The following is a 22,339-nucleotide window of genomic DNA, read 5'->3' on the forward strand; positions in this document are numbered from 1 at the left end:
ACGCCTACAGGGCGGCGCCGGCGAGAAGCGGGCGCCGCGAGCGGTTACAATAGCGCTTTCCCTCAGCTTTTCTTTTCTTTCAATGACATCCTCCAGTATAGATACCACCGTCCGCCTCGCCAAACGCCTGGCGGAGTCGCTCCCTTGTTCGCGCCGCGAGGCCGAGCTGTATATCGAGGGCGGCTGGGTCAGCGTGGACGGTCAACTGGTGGAGGAGGCCGGCGCCCGCGTCGCGCCCGAGCAAACGGTCGAGCTGGCGCCCGGCGCGACGCTGGAGGAGATTCCGCCGGTGACGATTTTGCTGCACAAGCCGGCGGGTTTCAACGCCGGCATCGGCAGGGACGGCGCGCCGGCGCTCACTTGCCTCGGCCAGGAATCGCTGACTGAAACCGATCGCAGCGGCCAGCGCTTCCTGAAGCGCCACCTGGGCGGTTTGACCTTGACGAATCCGCTCGACACCAAGGCCAGCGGGCTGGTGATCTTCACGCAGGACTTCCGCGTGGCGCGCAAGCTGGTCGACGAGGCGGCGCGCATCGAGCAGGAATACATTGTCGAGGTGGCCGGCGATATCGTCGAGAACGGTCTGGCGCTGCTGAACCACGGTTTGCCGTTCAATGGCAAGCCGCTGGCGCCGATCAAGGTGAGCTGGCAGAACGAGACGCGGCTGCGCTTCGCCTTGAAGGGCGTGCAGCCGGGCCAGATAGAGCATATGTGCCGGATGGTGGGCTTGTCGGTGGTGGCGATGAAGCGGCTGCGCGTTGGCCGCATGTCGATGGCGGCGCTGCCGTCGGGGCAGTGGCGCTACCTGCAGGGCTTCGAGCGCTTCTGACGCCAAGGCGCCGGCGGCCTATTGCCGGCCCGCGGAGTTCAGGCGGTGGTGGCGGTCTTGGTTTTTACCGGCTTCGGCAGCGCGATCAGGCGGGTGCCGAGCAGTTTGTCGTGCAGGAACTGGCCGTTCTTGTCGAGGAGGGCGGTGCCGGCCCAGGCGGCCATGCCAAGCGCAAAGGCGATGCCCATCTGCGGCCGGCTCAGATGCAAGGCGTAGCTCGCCACCAGCGCCGGCAGGAACCAGCCCCACGCCAGCATGTAGCGCGCCGCCGCGACCTTGATCGGCAGGCGGGCGTAGCCCGGCTTCACCAGTTTGATGCGCCAGGTTTTCATTGCCAGCGTATGTCCGCTGTCGGTCCAGAAGTGGATGAAGTAGGCCGCCGTCACCAGGAAGAGCGTGCATTGCAGCGCGTGCTCGTAGACCGGCCCCTGGCGGTTTTGCGTCAGCAGCAGGAAGACCGAGACGGCGGCCAGTTCCACCGCCACCAGCAGCAGCGCTTCGTAAATCATGCAGATCAGGCGGCGGGGCAGGGTGGGGGTGGTAATGCTCAGCTTGCTATTTGACATTGGATGGCGCTACCGGGCTGGCCGGGGTGGTGGTGGACGGGACGGCGCTGTTGGCTGCGGGCGCAAGCGGCGGCGCGGCCGCGGCCGGTGCCGCGCCAGTGGCGCCGCCGGCCGGCGTTGGCGCCACCGCCGGCGCGGCGCCGGGCGCGGTAGGCGCTGCGCCGGTGCCGGCCTTGGCCGGTGGAATGACTTTGGACCTGTTGGGCGTGGCGCTCGGCACGTTGGCCAGGCGCTTTTTGGCGGCCGCCTCGGCGAGCTTTTTCTTTTCGTCCTCGGGCAACTGCTGGTATTGCTCCCACTGCTCAGATTTTTTGGCGGGTTCGATTTTCTTGGTGCGCGAAAAATTCTCGCGCACCAGGCGGCGCTGTTCGGGCGTCATCTTGATCCATTCGCGCATGCGCTCGTGTACGCGCTGTTGCTCGTCCGGATTCATCGAGGCGAAGCGGTTGGCGATGTCCATCCATTTTTGCTTGCGCAGCGTTTCCAGGGTGTCCCATTCGGCCGCCAGCGGCAGCAGCGCCGCCTGCTGCGGGCGGCTCAGCTCGGTCCAGAGCGGTTTGACGAGGGCTTTCTGCGCCGTCTTGGGCGCGGCGGCGCGCCCGCCGGTGAGGCCGCCGAGCGTAGCCGTCGGCATGGCCGGGGCCGCCACCGGCGCGGCCGCGGCCGGCGCGGCGGCCGGCGCAGTGGCGCTGACCCACGACGCGCCGGCCAACGCCGCCGCGCCCAAACCGATCAATGCGATCCGAACCTTGTTGCTCGCCATCCTTATTGCTCGCGTTTCGTCGTCAGGTAGGCGTTGAAGCCGTGGTCAAGGTAGGCCGACAGCGGCAACTCGTCGGACAGCACTTCGGCGTCGAGTTCGGCCAGTTCGGCGATTTGCTGGTCTTGCTCGTACTGGTAGATGCCCACCACGCCGGCGCCCATGGCCAGCAGCGGCAGCACCAGCGACATGCGGCCCAACAGGGCGAAGGGTTGCGAGAAGAAGCGTCCGATGGTGCCCGCCGCAACGCTGTGCGCTAGCGGCGCCGGCGCGTGCGCCTTCTTGCGCGCCATCGCCTGCGCGCGCGCGGCGGCCAGCCGCTCGCTTGTCGACGGCGGCAAGTTGTCCAGTTTTTCGTTCAGCGCGTGCCGCACCTTGTAAGCGAAATTCAGGTCCTCGGTATTCATAGTGTTATTCCTTTGGCTTTGAGCGATTCTGCGAGGGTGTGCGTTGCGCGCGAACAATGCGTTTTTACGCTGCCCTCGGAGCAGCCCATCGCTTCGGCTGTTTCAGCCACGTCCATATCTTGCCAGTAACGCATGAGGAAGGCTTCCCGTTGACGCGCCGGCAGCTTTTGTACCGCTTCGTCGATCAAATCGAGCGTTTGTGCCCGCTCCACCTTGTCGGCGCTCGACTCGGACGCCTGCGAGCCCTGCTCGGCCTCGTACGACTCCAGTATATCAAAGTCCTCGTGTTCGTCGCCGGCTCCCTTCATGCCCGAAAACAGGCTGACCCAGGCGTTGCGCACTTTTTCTCTGCGGAAATAGTCGAGGATGGTGTTCTGGAGGATGCGCTGGAACAGCATCGGCAGCTCGGCGGCCGGCTTGTCGCCGTATTTTTCGGCGAGTTTAATCATCGCGTCTTGCACGATGTCGAGCGCGGACTCGTCTTTGCGAACGGCGTAGGCGGCTTGCTTGAAGGCGCGCCGCTCGACATGCTCGAGAAAGTTGGATAGTTCTTTATCTGTTGCCATGCAATCTGGAGCGGGCTGCCGGGGATACGGGGTGGTAGGGACACTGGTCTGGAAGGCGGCGGCGCGCCTGGCGGCGGTGCCCGGAAGCCTCCCGGCTGGCGGCGTTTTGCGAACTGAGCGCATGCTAGCAAAAAACGCCTGTTCTTGCATGATTTTTACGACGTTCGCTACCAGAAAAGCACTTTCCCAACAATTTATCTTGACCAGAATGGTGCGACGCAGTAACGTATGGAACGCTTTGAACATCCCGAAGCTCTATGGTCTGGTCGCGCTCGGCACACAACGCCAACAGCGGCAAGACGCGCTTTCATATGTAGGCAGTTTGCTCTAACCCGCGCCACAAGCGCGAGAGGTACGTGTAAAGCGCTACAGAAACTCCAGCCGAACGAGTTGCGTTAAGCGTCGTTTTGTAAGGCATCTACGGGTGCCCAAAGAAACGTCGTGACCGCAGAGAGAAGGGAAGCAGGGAGCACTGTTGCGTACCGTGTATTTCGTCAGGAAAGAGCATCCGATCAATCTCCCAATGGACCTTGAAAGGAATGTTTCATGAATACCGAAGCAGCATTACCCATCACAGGCGCGGAAATACTGGTGCGCTGTCTGGCGGAAGAGGGCGTCGAGCACGTCTTCGGCTATCCGGGCGGAGCGGTCCTGTATATCTATGACGCGATTTTCCAGCAAAACAAATTCCAGCATATCCTGGTGCGCCACGAACAGGCCGCCGTGCACGCCGCCGACGCCTATTCGCGCAGCTCGAACAAGGTTGGCGTCGCCCTGGTCACCTCCGGCCCCGGCGTCACCAATGCCGTCACGGGCCTGTCGACCGCGTACATGGATTCGATTCCGATGGTGGTCATCTCCGGCCAGGTGCCGAGCCACGCCATCGGCCAGGATGCCTTCCAGGAATGCGACACCGTCGGCATCACCCGTCCGGTGGTCAAGCACAACTTCCTCGTCAAGGATGTCAAGGATCTGGCCGAAACGATCAAGAAAGCCTTCTTCATCGCCAAAACCGGCCGTCCGGGCCCCGTCCTGGTCGACATCCCTAAAGACATCAGCATGCACAAGTGCCTGTTCTCGTACCCGAAAGAGGTCGAGATGCGCTCCTACCGTCCGGTCGACAAGGGCCATTCGGGACAGATCCGCAAGGCGGTGCAATTGCTGCTGCAAGCCGAAAGGCCGATGATCTACACCGGCGGCGGCGTGATCCTGGCCAACGCTTCGCCCGAGCTGAACAAGCTGGTCGACAAGCTCGGCTTCCCGGTCACCAACACGCTGATGGGCCTGGGCGCCTATCGCGCGTCGAGCGAGCAGTACCTCGGCATGCCGGGTATGCACGGCACCTACGAAGCGAACATGGCGATGCAAAACTGCGACGTCCTGATCGCCATCGGCGCCCGCTTCGACGACCGCGTGATCGGCAACCCGAAGCATTTCGCCTCGCATCCGCGCAAAATCATCCACGTCGACATCGACCCTTCGTCGATCTCGAAGCGCGTCAAGGTCGACATTCCCATCGTCGGCAACGTCAAGGACGTGCTGATCGAGTTCCTGGCGCAGTTGGACGCGGCCGAGGCCAAGGTCAACACGCCGGCGCTGAAAACCTGGTGGAAGCAGATCGAAGAGTGGCGCGGCAAGGATTGCCTGAAGTTCGCCACCTCGGACCTGGTCATCAAGCCGCAGTCCGTGGTCGAGAAAGTGTTCCAGATCACCAAGGGCGACGCCTTCATTACCTCCGACGTCGGCCAGCACCAGATGTGGGCGGCGCAGTATTACCGCTTCGACAAGCCGCGGCGCTGGATCAATTCCGGCGGCCTGGGCACGATGGGCGTGGGCTTGCCGTACGCCATGGGCGTGCAGATGGCCAACCCGGACGCGACCGTTGCCTGCATCACCGGCGAGGGCTCGATCCAGATGTGCATCCAGGAACTGGCGACCTGCAAGCAATACCATCTGACGCCGAAGATCATCATGCTCAACAACCGTTTCCTCGGCATGGTGCGCCAGTGGCAACAGATCGATTACGGCTCGCGCTATTCCGAGTCGTACATGGATTCGCTGCCGAACTTCGAGAAGCTGGCCGAGGCCTATGGCCACGTCGGCATGAAAATTGAAAAACCCGGCGATGTGGATGGCGCCTTGCAAGAGGCGTTCGCCATGAAAGACAGGCTGGTGTTCATGAACTTTATCACCGATCAATCGGAGAACGTGTGGCCGATGGTGAAGGCGGGCAAGGGCCTCTCCGAAATGATGCTGGGTTCGGAGGACTTATAAGATGAGACACATTATTTCTGTCTTGCTGGAAAACGAAGCCGGCGCCCTGTCGCGCGTGGTCGGTCTGTTCTCGGCCCGCGGCTACAACATCGAAACCTTGACCGTTGCGCCAACCGAAGATCCGACGCTGTCGCGCATGACCATCGTCACCAGCGGCTCGGACGACATCATCGAGCAGATCACCAAGCACTTGAACCGGCTGATTGAAGTCGTCAAGGTGGTCGACCTGACCGAGGGCGCGCATATCGAGCGCGAGTTGATGCTGATTAAGGTGCGCGCGGTCGGCAAGGAGCGTGAGGAAATGAAACGCACCGCCGACATCTTCCGCGGCCGCATCATCGACGTCACCGAAAAGACTTACACGATCGAACTGACCGGCAACAAGGTCAAGCTCGACGCGTTCATCGATTCGATCGACCGCGCCTCGATTTTGGAAACCGTGCGCACCGGCGGTTCCGGCATTGGACGCGGCGAACGCATCCTCAAAGTTTGATCCAGTAGCATCGAATCATTTCGTGCCCCTTGCGGGCACATAACAAAAATTTAAATCAGGATATACCATGAACGTTTTTTACGACAAAGATTGCGACCTCTCCCTCATCGCCGGTAAGAAAGTTGCCATCATCGGCTACGGTTCGCAAGGCCACGCCCACGCGCAAAACTTGAACGATTCGGGCATCGACGTCACCGTCGGCCTGCGCAAGGATGGCGCTTCGTGGAACAAAGTCAAGAACGCCGGTCTGAAAGTGGCGGAAGTAAACGACGCGGTCAAAGCCGCCGACGTCATCATGGTGTTGCTGCCGGACGAGAACATCGCCCAGGTTTACAACGACAACATCGCGCCGAACGCCAAGCAGGGCGCCGTCTTGGCCTTCGCCCACGGTTTCAACGTGCATTACGGCCAAGTCGTGCCGCGCGCCGACCTGGACGTCATCATGATCGCCCCTAAGGCGCCGGGCCACACCGTGCGCGGCACCTACGCCCAAGGCGGCGGCGTGCCCCACCTGATCGCCGTGTACCAGGATAAATCGGGCAACGCCCGCAACATCGCCCTGTCGTACGCCATGGCGAACGGCGGCGGCCGCGCCGGCATCATCGAAACGAACTTCCGCGAAGAAACCGAAACCGACTTGTTCGGCGAGCAAGCTGTTCTGTGCGGCGGCGCCGTCGAACTGATCAAGGCCGGCTTCGAAACCCTGGTCGAAGGCGGTTACGCTCCAGAAATGGCGTACTTCGAGTGCCTGCACGAATTGAAACTGATCGTCGACCTGATCTATGAAGGCGGTATCGCCAACATGAACTACTCGATCTCGAACAACGCGGAATACGGCGAATACGTGACCGGTCCACGGATCGTTACCGAAGACACCAAAAACGCGATGCGCCAATGCCTGAAAGACATCCAGACCGGCGAATACGCCAAGAGCTTCATCCTGGAAAACAAGGCCGGCGCGCCCACCCTGATCTCGCGTCGTCGCCTGACCTCCGAGCACCAGATTGAAGAAGTCGGCGCGAAGCTGCGTTCGATGATGCCTTGGATCGCTAAAAACAAACTGGTCGACCAGACCAAGAACTAAGAAGTAAACAGGGTTCAACGGGCCGGCGCCATGCCGGTCCCGAGAATTCGGTTGATGGCGGGACATTCTGGCTACTTTGCAACTATTTGTGAATATGGGCCGGATTGTTGTAAATTCAGGTAAAGTTGAAATTACTGCCAGTTTTGCTGGTCTCGCGCAAACAATGGGGCATACGTGCCCCATTTGCGTTTCATCAACCAAGGAGTGTTTTATGACCGTATTTAAGACCGTTCTCGTCGCAGCCGCCGCGCTGAGCGCCCAGGTGCACGCCCAATCCCTGCCGACCGCCGGCACGCTGGTGGTGGTGCCCGCATACGGCGAAGTCAAGCATGCCAACGACCAGGTCGTGGCGACGTTGGCGATTGAAGAGCAGGACAAGGACAAAGCCGCGGCGGCGTCGCGGGTGAATCAAAAAATGAACAAGGGCATGGCGATCGTCAAGAAGGAAGATCCGCAGGCCGTTCTGAAAACCCAGGGCTATTACACCTATCCGGTCTACCCGGAAGACCGTCCGCTGCCGCCTGGCGCGGTCGCCAAGACGCGCGTGCCGACCTCGTGGCGCGTCGGCCAATACCTGCAAGTAACCACCAGCAACCTGGCCGCCTTGCCGAAAACCGTGGCCGCCGCGCAAAACGTGCTGACCTTGAACGGCCTGCAGTTCGGCCTGACGCCGGCCACCACGCGCAAGCTGGACGACCAGCGCATTGCCGCCACCTATCAAAACCTGAACGAGCGCGTCGCCTCGATCGCCGCGGCGATGGGCCGCAAGGTGTCCGACGCCGTGCTCGACACGGTTGACTTCGAAGGCTCGGGCAATTACGCCCAGCGCGAGGGCGGCCAGGCGGCGCCGATGGCGATGCGGGCGATGATGAAGGATTCGGCCCAGGTCGAAGAGCCGAGCTTCGAGCCGGGCGAGACCACGCTGGAAATGCGCCTGGTTGGCAAGCTGAAGTTCAAGTAAGCGTTGCCTTAATCAAGTAAGCTGTTTGAGCGCTTTTCTTTGCTGTTCGCTCCTCTATAATGGGGGCGAACGCCGGCGGCGCTGCCGCCGGTTAAAGCGATACAGCGACTGTATTTGATTAGCCCGTAGTACATTGAAATGGAATCATATGGCAAACTTTCCCCGTCGTAGAGCCAAGAACGGCGTGCCGTCGGCGCCGAAGGCTTCGCGCTTCAGCAAATTCGCGCGCCAGCCAGTGGGCGAGGCGGCCGGCAAGAAATCCCTGCGCCGGCGCGGGATTTACCTGCTGCCGAACGCGTTCACGACGGCGGCCCTGTTTTGCGGCTTCTACGCGATTGTCATGGCGATGAACCTGAAGTTCGAGCACGCCGCCTGGGCGATTTTCATTGCCATGATCCTCGACGGCCTGGACGGGCGTATCGCCCGCCTGACCAACACCCAAAGCGAATTCGGCGCCCAGTACGACAGCCTGTCGGACATGGTGTCCTTCGGCGCCGCGCCGGCGCTGGTGATCTATGAATGGTCGCTGCGCGGCATGGGCAAGATGGGCTGGCTGGCGGCCTTCGTCTATTGCGCCGGCGGCGCCCTGCGCCTGGCCCGTTTCAACACGAATATCGAAGTGGTCGACAAGCGCTTCTTCCAGGGGCTGCCCAGCCCGGCCGCGGCCGCCATGGTGGCCGGCTACATCCTGTTGATGGAAGACGTGCAAGTGTCCGGCGTGCAACTGGCCTGGGTGTCCTGGTGCATCGCCCTGTTCGCCGGCCTGACCATGGTCAGCAACGTGCCGTTCTACAGCTTCAAGGACGTCAACTTCCGCAAGTCGGTGCCCTTCATTGCGGTGTTTTTGATCGCGCTGGCCTTCGCGCTGGTGTCGATCGATCCGCCGAAAGTGCTGTTTCCCATATTTGTTGCGTACGGCCTGTCCGGTTACGCGGTCTATTTCTGGCGCATGGCAAAGGGCAAGCCCGTCAGCATCATCCAGACCGACAAGGAGTCCGTCGACCGCAGCGAGCGTCGCTAGGCTGGACTGCCGCGAAGGCGGCGCAGTCGGTGAGCTAATTTCTTTTCATGCCATCAGGAGCAGCCATGAGCAATGCCAACCGACTCATCATTTTTGACACCACCTTGCGCGACGGCGAGCAATCGCCCGGCGCATCGATGACCAAAGAGGAGAAGCTGCGCATTGCCAAGCAATTGGAGCGGATGAAGGTCGACGTCATCGAGGCCGGCTTCGCCGCCGCCTCGCAGGGCGACTTCGAAGCGATCAAGGCGATCGCCACGGCGGTGCGCGAGTCGACTATCTGCTCCTTGTCGCGCGCCAACGACCGCGACATCTCGCGCGCGGCCGAGGCGCTGGCGCCGGCCGAGCGCAAGCGCATCCACACCTTCATCGCCACCTCGCCGCTGCACATGGAAATGAAGTTGCGCATGCTGCCGGAGGAGGTGCTGCTGCAGGCGCGCCACGCGGTGCGCTACGCGCGCCAGTTCACCGACGACATCGAGTTCAGCCCGGAAGACGGCAGCCGCTCGGACGAGGACTTCCTGTGCCGCGTGCTCGAGGGCGTCATCGCCGAGGGCGCCACCACCATCAACTTCCCCGACACCGTCGGCTACGCCGTGCCGGAAATCTTCGGCGAGACCATCCGCCGCCTGCGCGAGCGCATTCCCAACTCCGATAAGGCGGTCTGGTCGGTGCACTGCCACAACGACCTGGGGCTGGCCGTGGCCAACTCGCTGGCCGGCGTGATGATAGGCGGCGCGCGCCAGATCGAATGCACCATCAACGGCCTGGGCGAGCGCGCCGGCAACACCGCGCTGGAAGAGGTGGTGATGGCGCTGCGCACCCGCGCCGGCTATTACAATCTGGAAGTGGGCATCGACACCACGCAAATTGTCGCCGCCTCGAAGATGGTGTCGCAAATCACCGGTTTCGCGGTGCAGCCGAACAAGGCGGTGGTGGGCGCGAACGCCTTCGCGCACGCGTCCGGCATCCACCAGGACGGCATCCTGAAGTCGCGCGAGACCTATGAAATCATGCGCGCCGAAGACGTCGGCTGGTCGGCCAACAAAATCGTGCTGGGCAAGCTGTCGGGGCGCAACGCCTTCAAGCAGCGCCTGCTGGAACTGGGCATCGCGCTCGAGTCCGAGGCCGAGATCAACGCCGCCTTCGTGCGCTTCAAGGAACTGGCCGACCGCAAATCGGAAATCTTCGACGAAGACATCATGGCCCTGGTGACCGACGAGCAACAGGCCCAGGACCGCGAGTTCTACCGCTTCGTGTCGCTGTCGCAGCGCTCGGAAACGGGCGAGACGCCGGCCGCCAGCGTGGTGTTCTCGATGGACGGCAAGGAATACCACTGCGAAGGCAAGGGCGACGGCCCGGTCGACGCCACCGTCAACGCGATTGAAAGCGAAGTGGCCAGCGGCGCCGAACTGGTGCTGTTCTCCGTCAACGCCATCAGCACCGGCACGCAGTCGCAGGGCGAAGTGACGATGCGCCTGTCCAAGACCGGGCGCATCGTCAACGGCGTCGGCGCCGACCCGGACATCATCGTCGCCTCGGCCAAAGCCTACCTGTCTGCGCTCAACAAACTGCATTCGAAGATTGAAAAGGTCAATCCGCAGCTGTAGATAGTAAAACCGGGGACAGACCACGTTTTCCGAGCAACTTCCGCCGGAAATCGTGGTCTGTCCCCTCGCTTTTGGTTGACGTCACCTGAAAAAACCGCGCCGCTCCTCCTTCAGCGGATCAGGGCCGTTCATCAGCGAATGCACCACTCCGTTGCCGTCGAAGTGCACGTGCATCATCGAATCCCACACGCCCGACTCCTTGTAGCGATACGACCATACCTCCAGCTTTTGCCACGACAGGTAGGAGGTTTCGGCCGGGCCTCCGATGATGCGCAGCACGTCTTGCTTGGTGGCGACGCCAACCTTGATGGCGGCGTATTTTTCCGCCGTCAGTACTTGCCCGTAGGACTTCAGCAAGCCGTCCGGGCCGATCCTCGCCATATACGTGTATTGGCCGAAGGGGCCGGTGGCGTACTCGAGCAAGGTGTCCTCGCCGGCCGGGTAGACGGCGGTGGGCCGGCCCTGTTTCGCCTCGACGGCGGCGCGCGGCTCGCCCGGCATGGGCGGCGGGCCGCCGAATCCGGCGCAGGCGCCCAGGCAGATTGCCAGCCCAAGCGTTGCCAACTTCATTACTTTATTCATCGGATCATCCTTAAAAGCCGCACATGCCTATTCTGCACCAAGAAAAGGCGACACGATTGGATACACGGGCGGGTTTTTCCGATATACTTGCGCGTCTGGTCTTTTGGCTGGAATTTTTTAATCGTAGTTCACGGTGCTTTGGGTTCAGACTCGCTGCACCGCATGTGAAAGGTTTATCATGACTGTAGAAAACATCAACAAAACCGCCATCATCGCGGACAACGCACGTGGTCAGAACGACACTGGCTCCCCGGAAGTGCAAGTTGCGCTGCTGACAGCTCGTATCAACGAACTGAACGGCCACTTCAAGGCACACTCGAAGGATCACCACTCCCGTCGCGGTCTGATCATGATGGTTAACCGTCGTAAGAGCCTGCTGTCGTACCTGAAGGCGAAAGACGCTACCCGTTATCGCGAACTGATCGCTAAACTCGGCCTGCGCAAGTAATTTTTGCCGCACACGGTTTATACAGAAATGCCTGCGCCAGTTCGCTGACGCGGGCATTTTTGTCATTTGAAATTGCTTTTTTGATTCTATTTTGCAAGAGATATGCTGGCGCGGCAATACGCCGCCGGCCCGGCCGGCAAGACGGATTGGCCATCCCCGATCAGCAGTAAAGGCGGCGCCTCACGCGTGGGGCGCCGCCTGTGGTGAGGTGAACGACAGCTCCTGAAAATCTGTCGGCAATTAGAAAGGGATTACCCATGTTTAATAAAGTTACGAAAACCTTCCAGTACGGTCAACACCAAGTAACGCTGGAAACCGGCGAAATCGCGCGCCAGGCTTCCGGCGCAGTGCTGGTATCGATCGAAGATACCGTCGTTCTGGCAACCGTCGTCGCGCGCAAAGACGCCAAGCCAGGCCAGGATTTCTTCCCGTTGACCGTGGACTATGTTGAAAAAACCTACGCTGCCGGTAAAATCCCGGGCGGTTTTTTCAAACGCGAAGGTCGTCCTTCCGAAAAAGAAACACTGACATCCCGCCTGATCGACCGTCCAATCCGCCCTCTGTTCCCGGAAGGCTACTTGAATGAAGTGCAAATCATCATTCACGTGTTGTCGGTCAACCCAGAAATCGATCCCGACATCGCCGCGATGATCGGCGCTTCGGCCGCCCTGTGCGTCTCCGGCGTGCCGTTCAGCGGCCCGATCGGCGCCGCCCGCGTCGGTTACGCCAACGGCCAGTACATCCTGAACCCGACCACCACGCAGCTGAAAACCTCGGAAATGGACCTGGTTGTCGCCGGTACCGAAACCGCCGTGCTGATGGTCGAATCGGAAGCCAAGCAACTGTCCGAAGAAATCATGCTGGGCGCGGTCGTGTTCGGCCACGATCAGATGAAAGCAGTCATCGACGCGATCCACGAACTGGTGCGCGACGGCGGCAAGCCGGAAGTGGAATGGGCGCCTGCGCCGAAAAACGAAGCGCTGATCGCCCGCGTTGAGCATTTCGGCGGCGCCAAAGTGCGCGATGCCTACCAGACCAAAGACAAGCAGGAGCGTACCGCCAAGCTGAAGTCGGCCACCGCCGCCGTGCTGGCCGACCTGAACGCCGAGTCCGCCGCCGCCGGCAACGGTTCGGTCGATTCGGCCGAAGTCAACAACATCCTGTTCGACATGGAAGCGAAGATCGTCCGTTCGCAGATCCTCGACGGCGAGCCACGTATCGATGGCCGCGACACCCGCACCGTGCGCCCGATCTCGATCCGCACCAGCGTGCTGCCACGCACCCACGGTTCGGCCCTGTTCACCCGCGGCGAAACCCAGGCTTTGGTTGTTGCCACCCTGGGCACCGCGCGCGACAGCCAGAAGATCGACGCGCTGATGGGCGAGTTCACCGACAGCTTCATGCTGCATTACAACATGCCTCCGTTCGCCACCGGCGAAACCGGCCGTGTCGGTACGCCTAAACGCCGCGAAATCGGCCATGGCCGCCTGGCCAAGCGCGCGCTGCTGGCTGCGCTGCCCGCACCGGAAGATTTCAGCTACTCGGTACGCCTGGTATCGGAAATAACTGAGTCGAACGGTTCCTCGTCGATGGCTTCGGTCTGCGGCGGTTGCCTGGCGCTGATGGACGCCGGCGTGCCGATGAAATCGCACGTGGCCGGTATCGCCATGGGCCTGATCAAAGAAGGCGGCAAGTTCGCCGTTCTGTCCGACATCCTGGGCGACGAAGACCATCTCGGCGACATGGACTTCAAAGTGGCCGGTACCGCAGTCGGTATCACCGCTTTGCAGATGGACATCAAGATCATGGGCATCACCAAGGAAATTATGCAAGTGGCACTGGCGCAAGCCAAAGAGGGCCGCGACCATATCCTGGGCGAAATGCAAAAAGCCATGCCGCACGTCAAAACCGAATTGTCCGATTTCGCGCCGCGTCTGATCAGCATCAAGATCAACCCGGAAAAGATCCGTGACGTCATCGGCAAGGGCGGCGCCGTCATCCGCGCGCTGACCGAAGAGACCGGCACCCAGATCGACATCAGCGACGAAGGCGTGGTCACCATCGCTTCCGTCGACGCCGCCGCCGGCCAGGAAGCCAAGCGTCGCATCGAGGAATTGACCGCTTCGGTTGAAGTGGGCAAGACCTACGAAGGCACCGTGCTGAAATTGCTGGACTTCGGCGCCATCGTCCAAGTCATGCCAGGCAAAGACGGCTTGCTGCACATCAGCCAGATCGCCAACGAGCGCGTCAACGCCGTTGCCGACTACCTGAAAGAAGGCCAGGTCGTGCGCGTCAAAGTGCTGGAAACCGACGACCGCGGTCGTTTGAAGTTGTCGATGAAAGCCGCCGAAGGCAACGAAGCGGCAGCCGCACAGTAATTCCCTTAGCTTCGGCTAAATAAAAAACCGCCGGTGCGCAAGCCCGGCGGTTTTTTTTTAAGAAATTGGCAGGAAGCTGCCAGTTAAAAAAAGCGGGAACCGAGAGCGTTTCTGGTGCGATACGCGCCGCGCGCCCGTTCCCTATCCGCTGCGCTTCAATTTGACAGTCCGCGGTCTTCCCGCTGGCTTACTACCCATGACATATTGCCGCATGGTAAAATTTATGTTTCATTTGGGGAATATCGCCATGTTTTCATCGCTTCGCAGGCGCCTTATTGCCATTTCCGTATCGATCATCGTGCTGGCCATGCTGGCGGTGGTCGTCGCCAACTTCCTGACCACCCGCTCGCGCACGCTGGAGTCGCTCAACAGCCAGATGTTGCAACTGTCGCAGAGCCATTCCGCGGCGATCGCCGACTGGATGCGTTCGAAGCAGGCGGTGGTGGCGTCGATCAAGCAGTCGGCCGAGTTGCCCGAGCCGCTGGCCAGCCTGAAGGCGGCCGAGCAGGCCGGTAGCTTCGACATGGCCTATATCGGCTACGCCGACAAGCACGCCGTCTTTTCGCAGGAGCGCAAGCGCGCCGCCGACTACGACCCCACGGCCCGTCCGTGGTACGCCAAGGCCAGCCAGGTCGGCGGCCCGATCATCACCGCGCCCTACATCGGCGCCAGCAGCGGCAAGATGCTGGTGACGTTCGCCGAGCCGATCGGCCCCAAAGGCAGTCCGACCGCCGTGGCGGCCGCCGACGTCATGGTCGACGTGGTGGTGCGCAACGTCGCCTCGATCAAGCCAACTCCCAGCAGCTTTGCCTTCCTGCTTGACGGCAGCGGCAAGATCATCGCCCATCCCGACCAGAGCCTGACCCTGAAGCCGGTGACGCAACTCGACGCCGGTTTGACGCAGCAAGTGCTGGAAGAGATCGAGCGCTCCAAGCAAAGCGGGGCGATCCGCCTGAACGGCCGCGACGGCATGCTGCACGTGACCAAGGTCGAGGGTAGCGACTGGCTGCTGGCCACCGTGCTGGACCGCGCAGAGGCGACCGAGGCGCTGAGCGCGATGCTGGCCAGCTCGGCGGTGACGGCGGCGCTGGTGATCGCGCTGGCGGCCTTCACGCTGACGCTGTTGGTGGCGCGCGCGCTGCGCCGCCTCAGCGTGGTGCGCGACGCCATGGCCGACATCGCCACCGGCGACGGCGACCTGACGCGCCGCCTTGACGCCGACGGCGGCGACGAGTTGGCGCAGATCGCCAGCGCCTTCAACCTGTTCGTCGACAAGATCGCCTCGGTGCTGGTGGAAATCCGCCAGATCAGCGGTTCGGTGCGGATCGCCTCGAGCGAAATCGCCGCCGGCAACGCCGACCTGTCGGCGCGCACCGAAGCGCAGGCCGGCTCGCTGGAAGAGACCGCCAGCTCGATGGAAGAGTTGACCTCGACCGTCAAGCAAAACGCCGACAACGCGCGCATCGCCAACCAACTGGCGGTATCGGCCTCGGTCGTCGCGGTCAAGGGCGGCGACGTCGTCGGCCAAGTGGTCGGCACCATGGCGTCGATCAAGGAAAGCTCGCGCAAGATCGTCGACATTATCGGCGTCATCGACAGCATCGCCTTCCAGACCAACATCCTGGCGCTGAACGCGGCGGTGGAAGCGGCACGGGCCGGCGAGCAGGGCCGCGGCTTCGCCGTGGTCGCCTCCGAAGTGCGCAACCTGGCGCAGCGCTCGGCCGGCGCCGCCAGGGAAATCAAGGAATTGATCGGCGATTCGGTCGACAAAGTCGACGCCGGCGGCAAGCTGGTCGACGAGGCCGGCCAAACCATGGGCTTGATCGTCGACTCGGTCAAGCAGGTCGCCACCATCATGGGCGAGATCACCGTCGCCAGCCAGGAGCAGAGCGCCGGCATCGAGGAAGTCAACACCGCCATCACCCACATGGACGAAATGACGCAGCAGAACGCCGCGCTGGTGGAGCAGGCCGCCGCGGCCGCCGAGAGCCTGCAGGAGCAGGCCGTGACGCTGGCGCAGATGGTCGGCGTGTTCCGCCTGGGCGAGGACGCCCCGGCGGCGCCGGCGGCGCGCCAGCACGCTGCCGTCGCCGTCCGCCCGTTGGCACCGCGCAGCGCGCCGGCGCGCCCGGCCACACCGGCCAGAGCGGCCGCGGCGCCGAAGAAGATCGCCACCCCCGCTCAAGGCGGCAACGACGATTGGGAAGAGTTTTAAGGTCTACCCCTTGGATTGGTCATAGCCAGCCATCGACACCGCCAGCGCGCAAGCCTGGCGGTTTTTTGTTGGCGCGGAGGGCGCGCCAACGTGCTCAAGTGAGCTGAACCAAACTTGACTAAATTGCTATACTTGTGGCGAATTGCCGGCGCTCGTTGCCAACCTCCACATCACACAAGGACGCTCTTGTCATCTATGCCATTACATATTGGAATCGTCGGCTGTTCGGCCGAGGGCGCGTCGCTCTGCTATCGCACCATCTGCGCGGAAGCGGCTACCCTGCTAGGCAAGCACGCGCATCCGGAAATTTCGATGCACACCCCTTCGTTGGCCGAGTACGTCCAATGCCTGGATCGTGGCGACCTGGCGGGCGTTGGCGAGTTGATGCTCACCTCGGCGCGTAAGCTGGCCAGCATTGGCGCCGACTTCTTGATTTGCCCGGACAACACGATCCACCGGGCGTTCTCGTACGTTCAGGCTAAATCCCCGCTGCCCTGGCTCCACATCGCCGAGGTAGTCGCCGCCGAGGCGGCAAGGCGCGGCTACCGGCGCGTGGGGCTCACGGGCACCCGTTGGCTTGTCGATAGCGAGGTCTATCCCCAGAAACTGCTTGCGCGGGGTATCCAATGTGTCCGGCCCGGTCCGCGCGAACGCGATGACATCAACCGTATTATCATGGATGAGCTTGTTGGCGGTGTGGCGACGCCTGACGGCCTTGCTTACTTTCAATCGCTCATTCAAAACTTCGGGGAGCAGGGCTGCCAGGCGGTCATACTCGGCTGCACTGAGATCCCGCTGATCGTGAACGACGCCAATTCGCCGCTGCCAACGCTGGACTCAACGCGCCTGCTTGCGCGCGCAGCGCTTGAGCGAGCGATTAACGCGGTAGCGTTACCGTGAATACCAAGCAGGGCAGTAACGCTTCCGAAGCACTCCTACAGTCAGGCGCGCCGATCATCCGATGCCGGCGCCGCACGGAACGTCATATGACCGCGCCGCCCGGCATCCATCGGACCGGCAATCAGCGCCCGGTTTCCTTCAGGTAGGCGGCGCGCGCGGCGACGCCGCTGCCGGCGAAGTCGCTGAACACACCGTCAATGCCGGCGCGGAAGAACGTCAGGTATTCGGCGCCCGGATCACCCTTGTAAAAACCGGCCAGATATTTCTGTTCGTTGCGGAAGGTGAAGGTGTGCACCAGCAGCCCGGCCTTGTGGGCGTCGGCGATCAGGCTGGTCGGCACGACGCTGTTCACCTCGGCCAGCGAGCCGGTGTAGGGCGTGCCGTCGGCGTTGCTGGCCTTGAACGGCGCGATCGTCAGCTTTACCACTTGCGGTTTCCACGGGCCGATGCCGTCCGCGTAGGTCTTGATTTCAGCCAGTCCGGCCGGCGTCAGCATCGTGCCGAAATAGCGGCCGTCGCCGGCCAGGGTCCAGCTGTAGGGACGCGCGCTGACGAAGTTGTAGGCGTCGTCGGTCTTGTAGACCATCTCGCCCGTCTTGTAGTTGACGTCGTTGCCGTCGACCAGTTGCACCAGCTTGGCGGCGAGGCCGGCCGCGCGCATGTATTTCAAGCTGGCCGGGTCGAAGCTTTGCACGAAGACCGGGGCGCTTTTGCTGTTCAGATTGTTGTCTTTGATGATCTTGATGATGGCGTCTTCAAAGGGGTGGCTGCCGCTGCCGCAGCCGTTGGCGATGGCCTGGGCGTTGTTCCAGTATGGATTTTTGGCCTCCGGGTAGACCGAGATGTTGCGTCCGGTCGCCGCGCTCTTGGCTTTGGCGATGTCGAGCACTTGCTGCATCGTCAACACCGGATGCTTGCCGTTGAGCGCAGTCGGGCGTTCATTACGGGCGTCGTAGGTGGTGCCGTGTATCCACTGCTGCAATTCGGCGGCGGTGAAGTCGCTGATCGACCAGTCGCCGGTGTGGTCCTCGCCGTCGACCACCAGCGATTTCAGGACCGAAGCCGGGTCGGCCGGGTTGCCGCGGTCGCTCAGGTATTGCGCCGGCCCGCCGTAGGTGGCGAGCGAATAGCCGACGTTGACCAGCACGCCCGGCACGGTGCGTTTGCGCGCGGCGACGGCGGGGTTGCTCAGGGCGACGGTGGCGATGTCGGTGTTGTCGCTCAGCCAGGGATTGTGGCGCGCCACCAGCACGCAGTCTTTCGATAGGTGCACATCCAGTTCCAAGGAATCGGCGCCGGCGTCGGCCGCGCCCTCGTAGGAAGGGCGGGTTTGTTCCGGATACAGCCCCGGCAGACCGCGATGCCCGATCACCAGCGGCGCCTTGCCGTCCAGGGTTGGCAGCGGCGTTTCGACGGCGTTGTCGCCGCAGGCGGCCAGGCCGAAGCTTGCGGCAATGATGAGGGCGATGTCGATTTTTCGAGCGGTCATAAATGTGCGGCTTTCTAGAGGGGGGGGGGGGGGGCGGCCTGGCTCTGGCGGGAAGCCGGAAGCACAGGGTAATATTGGTTTTATTTAAAAGATAACATCGCCCTGCGGCCCGGCCGTTCTTCAAGCGACGAGATTCGTTCTTCAGGCGACAGATTGGATCGTCCGGTATGGTGCCGCAGGAATATGACGTCTTGATGAATCCAGCTCGCCCAGCCCTCGACATAGCTCGGCTGGCAGGCGAAAACCGCAGTTCGTCGCATTCGGACGGGACCGGGCGCCACCCGAGCTTAGAGTGGGGACATAGTAAGGCGCATGCATGAGTTGCTCAAAAGCACATTAAAATGCTAAAGTGGCCACGCTGGCCGATGGCGCGAGCGGCTTGGCCGGTAGCTGCCAGCGGAAAATAAAACCATAACAGGGATCGGATGAGGAAAATACTTCAGCTTGGACTGGCCGTGGTGGCCGCCATTGCCATCGCGCGCGGCGCCGGCGCCGACGAGTTGCTCAGTGAGTCGCGGCCGGTGAGCGCGCGCGTCGAGCGAGTCAAGCTCGACGGCGCTGTCAGCATCCGGCTGCGCCAGGGCAGTGCGGCGTCGCTGACCATCTTCGCCGAGAAGCGTCTGCTGTCAAAAGTCACCACCGTGCAAGCCGGCGACACGCTGCATATCGCCAGCGAGGGCGGCGGTTTCAAATTCAGCGGCAACAACTTGGTGCGCGTCGACGTGGTCCTGCCGGCGCTGCGCCAGCTGAGTTCGGAGGGCTTGGGCACCAGCGATGTGAGCGGCTTCACCGGGGACGAGCTGAGCCTGTCGCTGGACGGCGCCGGCACGATGAAGGTCGTGGGTGATTACAAGAAGCTGAGCGCCAGTCTGGGCGGCGTCGGCAGCATGCAGATCTGGGTCAACGACAACGACCGCGCCGACGTGGATTTGCGTGGTGCCGGTTACGTTACCTTGGGCGGTCGCAGCAAGGCGCTGAAGGCGAGCATGGGCGGCCTGGGTAGCTTGAACGCCCAGCAGTTTCAAGTTGAAAACGTGACGTTGGAATTGAGCGGCCTGGGCAACGCCACCGTGAACGCCAGGCAAAACGCCACGCTGAGCTTGAGCGGACTCGGTTCGGTCACGGTGTTTGGCCGGCCGCAGGGACGCAATGTCAGCGTCGACGGCCTGGGCAAGGTAAGCTGGAAGTAAGTACCCCGTCGCCGCGGCGCGCTACGCGCCCGGCGCCGCTGTCGTACAATCGCCCTTTCAATCCGAGGGACTCCAGCCATGCGCGCAATCGAAATCAGCCAGCCCGGCCCAGCCGATGTTTTACGACTTGCCGAGCGGCCAGTTCCGACACTCAAGCCGGGCGAGCTGCTGATCAAAGTGCACGCGGCCGGCATCAACCGGCCCGACGTGTTCCAGCGCCTGGGCCAGTACGCGCCGCCGCCGGGCGCCTCCGATTTGCCGGGCCTGGAGGTGGCAGGCGAAGTCGTCGGCGGCGACCTGGCGGGCACGCCGTTCCAGCTGGGCGACATGGTGTGCGCCTTGGTGCAGGGCGGCGGTTACGCCGAATATTGCGCCGCGCCGTACCAGCAGTGCCTGCCGATGCCGGAGGGCTTGAGCGCGCTGGAGGCGGCCGCGTTGCCGGAGAATTATTTCACGGTCTGGAGCAATGTCTTCGACCGCGCCGGTTTGACCGCCGGCGAAACGCTGCTGGTGCAGGGCGGCTCGTCCGGCATCGGCGTGACGGCGATCCAGATCGCCGCGGCGCTCGGCCACCGCGTCTTCGCGACCGCCGGCAGCGACGACAAATGCCGCGCCTGCGAAGCGCTGGGCGCCGAGCGCGCCATCAATTACCGCGCCGAGGATTTTGCCGAGTCGGCCAAGGCGCTGACGGGCGGGCGCGGCGTCGACGTGATCCTCGACATGGTCGGCGGCGACTATTTGCAGCGCGAAATCAGTTGCCTGGCCGACGATGGCCGCATCGCCCTGATCGCTTTGCTGGGCGGCGCCAAGGCGAACATCGACCTGGGCCAGGTGCTGCGCCGGCGCCTGACCATCAGCGGCTCGACGCTGCGGCCGCGCCCGGTCGCCTTCAAGGCCGCCATCGCGGCGCAGTTGCGCGCCACGGTCTGGCCTTTGCTGGAGGCGGGCAGGATTAAGCCGGTGATTTACCAGACGTTCCCGCTGGCGCAGGCGGCCCAGGCGCACGCGCTGATGGAGAGCAGCGCCCACGTCGGCAAAATCATGTTGCAAGTTATCTAAGCTTTCGCGCCCGCTTGTTTGACCGCCGTTGGCGGGGCGCGTTAAAATAGCGGGTTAATAGAATTTAGGCTAATATGCGTCGCAAACTCGTTGTCGGAAACTGGAAGATGAACGGCACCCGCACCGCAAATTCGGTGTTGCTGTCGGGGGTGGTCGCTGGCTTGACGCCGGCTGGCGCCGCGTGCGCCGTGTGCGTGCCGGCGCCGTACCTGGCGCAGTGCGAAGCCGAGCTGTCCGGCTCGCCGCTGGCTTGGGGGGCGCAAGACATGTCGGCCCACGCCAATGGCGCCTACACCGGCGAAGTGGCCGCCGGCATGCTGCTCGATTTCGCTTGCAGCTACGTCATCCTCGGCCACTCCGAGCGGCGCGCCTACCACGCCGAAAGCGACCAGTTGGTGGCGCGGAAAACCGTGGCCGCGCTGGCCGCTGGCCTGACCCCGATCGTTTGCATCGGCGAAACGCTGGAGCAGCGCGAAGCCGGCCAGACCGACGCCGTGGTTGGCCAGCAACTGGGCACCGTGCTCGACGCGATCGGCGCCGACGACGTCGCCAGGATCGTGCTCGCTTACGAGCCGGTCTGGGCGATTGGCACCGGCAAGACCGCCACCCCGCAGATGGCGCAAGAGGTGCACCAGGTGTTGCGCGCGCAGGTGGCGAAAAAGAATGCAGTAGCGGCGGCCGGCGTACAGATTCTGTACGGCGGCAGCATGAAGCCGGACAACGCGAAAGAATTGATGGCGATGCCGGATATCGATGGCGGTTTGATCGGCGGGGCGGCATTGAAGGCGGCAGATTTCCTGGCTATTATTCGCGCCGCCGATTGAGTTAAATTTAAACAGAGAATGGAATAAACATGTTGTTCAATTTGGTTGTAGTTGTGCAGGTGTTGTCGGCTTTGGCCATTATCGCTTTGGTGTTGCTGCAACATGGTAAGGGTGCCGATATGGGCGCCGCCTTCGGTTCCGGTGCTTCGGGTAGTTTGTTCGGCGCCACCGGCTCGTCGAACTTCATGTCCAAGTCGACGGGTGTGGCGGCGGCGATTTTCTTCAGCGCCACCCTGGGCTTGTCGTACATGTCGAGCAACCGCACCGCGGCGGTCGGCAACAGCGTCATGGAGCGGGCCGTGAAGACCGCGCCGGTCTCGGGTTCGGCAGCGATCCCGACCACCGCTCCGGTCGCGCCAGCGCCCGCCGCGGCGGTCCCGGCGCCGGCTCCCGTCGCACCGTCGAGCGCGCCAGCGGCGCAGATTCCGAAGTAATACCGCCGCTCGCAAGCAGTGGCGGGCAGTGGCGGGCGGTAATCGGCTGTGGCCGGCAGTAACAGCGTAGCAAACAGTAGCGAGCCCGCGAGCCAGCGCAGTATGCGAGCGGCAATCTGCCCATTGTTTTGGCAGCCCAGGCTGAAAAGACGGTGTGGCGGAAGCGGGTGTAGAGATTTATCGTATTTCTTCTTGTTTTGCTGAAATTGAGTATTAACAAAATGCGCAAGTCGCTGTAGAATACGGGCC

The 22,339-nt window shown here is 62.6% G+C and carries 21 protein-coding genes; 15 read left to right on the forward strand and 6 right to left on the reverse strand.

Features of this window, described 5'->3' with window-relative positions; translation table 11 throughout:
• Positions 1-82 precede the first annotated feature (82 nt).
• Complete coding sequence (locus ACFDR9_RS03750) at positions 83-829, forward strand: rRNA pseudouridine synthase (RefSeq protein ID WP_409030122.1); 747 nt, start codon at positions 83-85, stop codon at positions 827-829.
• A gap of 38 nt (positions 830-867) precedes the next feature.
• On the opposite strand, the gene ACFDR9_RS03755 is transcribed toward ACFDR9_RS03750, so the two are convergent.
• From ACFDR9_RS03755 to ACFDR9_RS03770, 4 genes are read right to left on the reverse strand one after another with little or no spacing between them, the layout of a single operon-like run.
• Positions 868-1,395 carry an RDD family protein gene (locus ACFDR9_RS03755; protein ID WP_409030123.1) on the reverse strand — a complete coding sequence of 176 codons (528 nt, stop codon included), beginning with the start codon at positions 1,393-1,395 and terminating at the stop codon, positions 868-870.
• Positions 1,385-2,131: a DUF3106 domain-containing protein gene (locus ACFDR9_RS03760; RefSeq protein ID WP_409030124.1), complete on the reverse strand. Its 747-nt coding sequence runs from the start codon at positions 2,129-2,131 to the stop codon at positions 1,385-1,387. Before ACFDR9_RS03760 ends, ACFDR9_RS03755 begins: the two co-directional genes overlap by 11 nt.
• 29 nt (positions 2,132-2,160) lie before the next feature.
• Positions 2,161-2,562 (reverse strand): DUF3619 family protein, encoded by a 402-nt coding sequence (locus tag ACFDR9_RS03765; RefSeq protein ID WP_017874714.1) that lies wholly within the window; start codon positions 2,560-2,562, stop codon positions 2,161-2,163.
• Positions 2,559-3,128, reverse strand: a complete 570-nt coding sequence (locus ACFDR9_RS03770) for an RNA polymerase sigma factor (RefSeq protein ID WP_017874715.1) — start codon at positions 3,126-3,128, stop codon at positions 2,559-2,561. Before ACFDR9_RS03770 ends, ACFDR9_RS03765 begins: the two co-directional genes overlap by 4 nt.
• 546 nt (positions 3,129-3,674) lie before the next feature.
• Between ACFDR9_RS03770 and ACFDR9_RS03775 the strand changes: the two genes are divergently transcribed.
• The 6 genes from ACFDR9_RS03775 (at position 3,675) to ACFDR9_RS03800 (ending at position 10,571) form a co-directional block, all read left to right on the forward strand.
• Complete coding sequence (locus tag ACFDR9_RS03775) at positions 3,675-5,402, forward strand: acetolactate synthase 3 catalytic subunit (protein WP_026132404.1); 1,728 nt, start codon at positions 3,675-3,677, stop codon at positions 5,400-5,402.
• 1 nt (position 5,403) lies between these two features.
• Positions 5,404-5,895: an acetolactate synthase small subunit gene (ilvN, locus tag ACFDR9_RS03780; protein ID WP_026132405.1), complete on the forward strand. Its 492-nt coding sequence runs from the start codon at positions 5,404-5,406 to the stop codon at positions 5,893-5,895.
• 67 nt (positions 5,896-5,962) lie between these two features.
• Positions 5,963-6,979, forward strand: coding sequence for a ketol-acid reductoisomerase (gene ilvC / locus ACFDR9_RS03785; protein ID WP_017874718.1), 1,017 nt, complete (start codon positions 5,963-5,965; stop codon positions 6,977-6,979).
• A 211-nt stretch (positions 6,980-7,190) separates the two neighbouring features.
• Positions 7,191-7,940, forward strand: a complete 750-nt coding sequence (locus tag ACFDR9_RS03790) for an SIMPL domain-containing protein (RefSeq protein ID WP_017874719.1) — start codon at positions 7,191-7,193, stop codon at positions 7,938-7,940.
• 148 nt (positions 7,941-8,088) lie between these two features.
• On the forward strand, positions 8,089-8,961 hold the full coding sequence (pssA, locus tag ACFDR9_RS03795) for a CDP-diacylglycerol--serine O-phosphatidyltransferase (RefSeq protein WP_026132406.1): 873 nt from the start codon (positions 8,089-8,091) through the stop codon (positions 8,959-8,961).
• A gap of 65 nt (positions 8,962-9,026) precedes the next feature.
• Positions 9,027-10,571, forward strand: a complete 1,545-nt coding sequence (locus ACFDR9_RS03800) for a 2-isopropylmalate synthase (RefSeq protein WP_017874721.1) — start codon at positions 9,027-9,029, stop codon at positions 10,569-10,571.
• A gap of 81 nt (positions 10,572-10,652) precedes the next feature.
• Here ACFDR9_RS03800 and bamE read toward each other — a convergent pair whose 3' ends face one another.
• Complete coding sequence (gene bamE, locus ACFDR9_RS03805; protein ID WP_409030125.1) at positions 10,653-11,153, reverse strand: outer membrane protein assembly factor BamE; 501 nt, start codon at positions 11,151-11,153, stop codon at positions 10,653-10,655.
• Between the two features lie 178 nt (positions 11,154-11,331).
• Between bamE and rpsO the strand changes: the two genes are divergently transcribed.
• From rpsO to ACFDR9_RS03825, 4 genes are all read left to right on the forward strand, one after another.
• Positions 11,332-11,601 carry a 30S ribosomal protein S15 gene (gene rpsO / locus ACFDR9_RS03810; RefSeq protein ID WP_017874723.1) on the forward strand — a complete coding sequence of 90 codons (270 nt, stop codon included), beginning with the start codon at positions 11,332-11,334 and terminating at the stop codon, positions 11,599-11,601.
• Positions 11,602-11,858: 257 nt separating this feature from the next.
• Positions 11,859-13,979 carry a polyribonucleotide nucleotidyltransferase gene (gene pnp / locus ACFDR9_RS03815; protein ID WP_409030126.1) on the forward strand — a complete coding sequence of 707 codons (2,121 nt, stop codon included), beginning with the start codon at positions 11,859-11,861 and terminating at the stop codon, positions 13,977-13,979.
• A gap of 247 nt (positions 13,980-14,226) precedes the next feature.
• The gene (locus ACFDR9_RS03820) at positions 14,227-16,194 is read left to right on the forward strand and encodes a methyl-accepting chemotaxis protein (protein WP_409030127.1); all 1,968 of its coding nucleotides are present in this window, start codon (positions 14,227-14,229) and stop codon (positions 16,192-16,194) included.
• 195 nt (positions 16,195-16,389) lie between these two features.
• Positions 16,390-17,094, forward strand: coding sequence for an aspartate/glutamate racemase family protein (locus tag ACFDR9_RS03825; protein ID WP_409030128.1), 705 nt, complete (start codon positions 16,390-16,392; stop codon positions 17,092-17,094).
• 121 nt (positions 17,095-17,215) lie between these two features.
• On the opposite strand, the gene ACFDR9_RS03830 is transcribed toward ACFDR9_RS03825, so the two are convergent.
• Positions 17,216-18,583, reverse strand: a complete 1,368-nt coding sequence (locus tag ACFDR9_RS03830) for a glycerophosphodiester phosphodiesterase family protein (RefSeq protein WP_409030129.1) — start codon at positions 18,581-18,583, stop codon at positions 17,216-17,218.
• A 425-nt stretch (positions 18,584-19,008) separates the two neighbouring features.
• On the opposite strand from ACFDR9_RS03830, the gene ACFDR9_RS03835 reads away from it, so the two are divergent.
• From ACFDR9_RS03835 to secG, 4 genes are all read left to right on the forward strand, one after another.
• Positions 19,009-19,773: a GIN domain-containing protein gene (locus ACFDR9_RS03835; RefSeq protein WP_409030130.1), complete on the forward strand. Its 765-nt coding sequence runs from the start codon at positions 19,009-19,011 to the stop codon at positions 19,771-19,773.
• 78 nt (positions 19,774-19,851) lie between these two features.
• Entirely contained in the window at positions 19,852-20,832 is a 981-nt protein-coding gene (locus ACFDR9_RS03840) for an NAD(P)H-quinone oxidoreductase (RefSeq protein ID WP_017874731.1), read from the forward strand.
• 74 nt (positions 20,833-20,906) lie between these two features.
• Complete coding sequence (tpiA, locus tag ACFDR9_RS03845) at positions 20,907-21,656, forward strand: triose-phosphate isomerase (protein ID WP_409030131.1); 750 nt, start codon at positions 20,907-20,909, stop codon at positions 21,654-21,656.
• 23 nt (positions 21,657-21,679) lie between these two features.
• On the forward strand, positions 21,680-22,090 hold the full coding sequence (gene secG, locus ACFDR9_RS03850) for a preprotein translocase subunit SecG (protein ID WP_409030156.1): 411 nt from the start codon (positions 21,680-21,682) through the stop codon (positions 22,088-22,090).
• Positions 22,091-22,339: the final 249 nt, after the last annotated feature.

Origin of the sequence: Janthinobacterium sp. CG_23.3 (assembly GCF_046115965.1) — a bacterium.
Classification (GTDB): Bacteria; Pseudomonadota; Gammaproteobacteria; order Burkholderiales; family Burkholderiaceae_D; genus Janthinobacterium.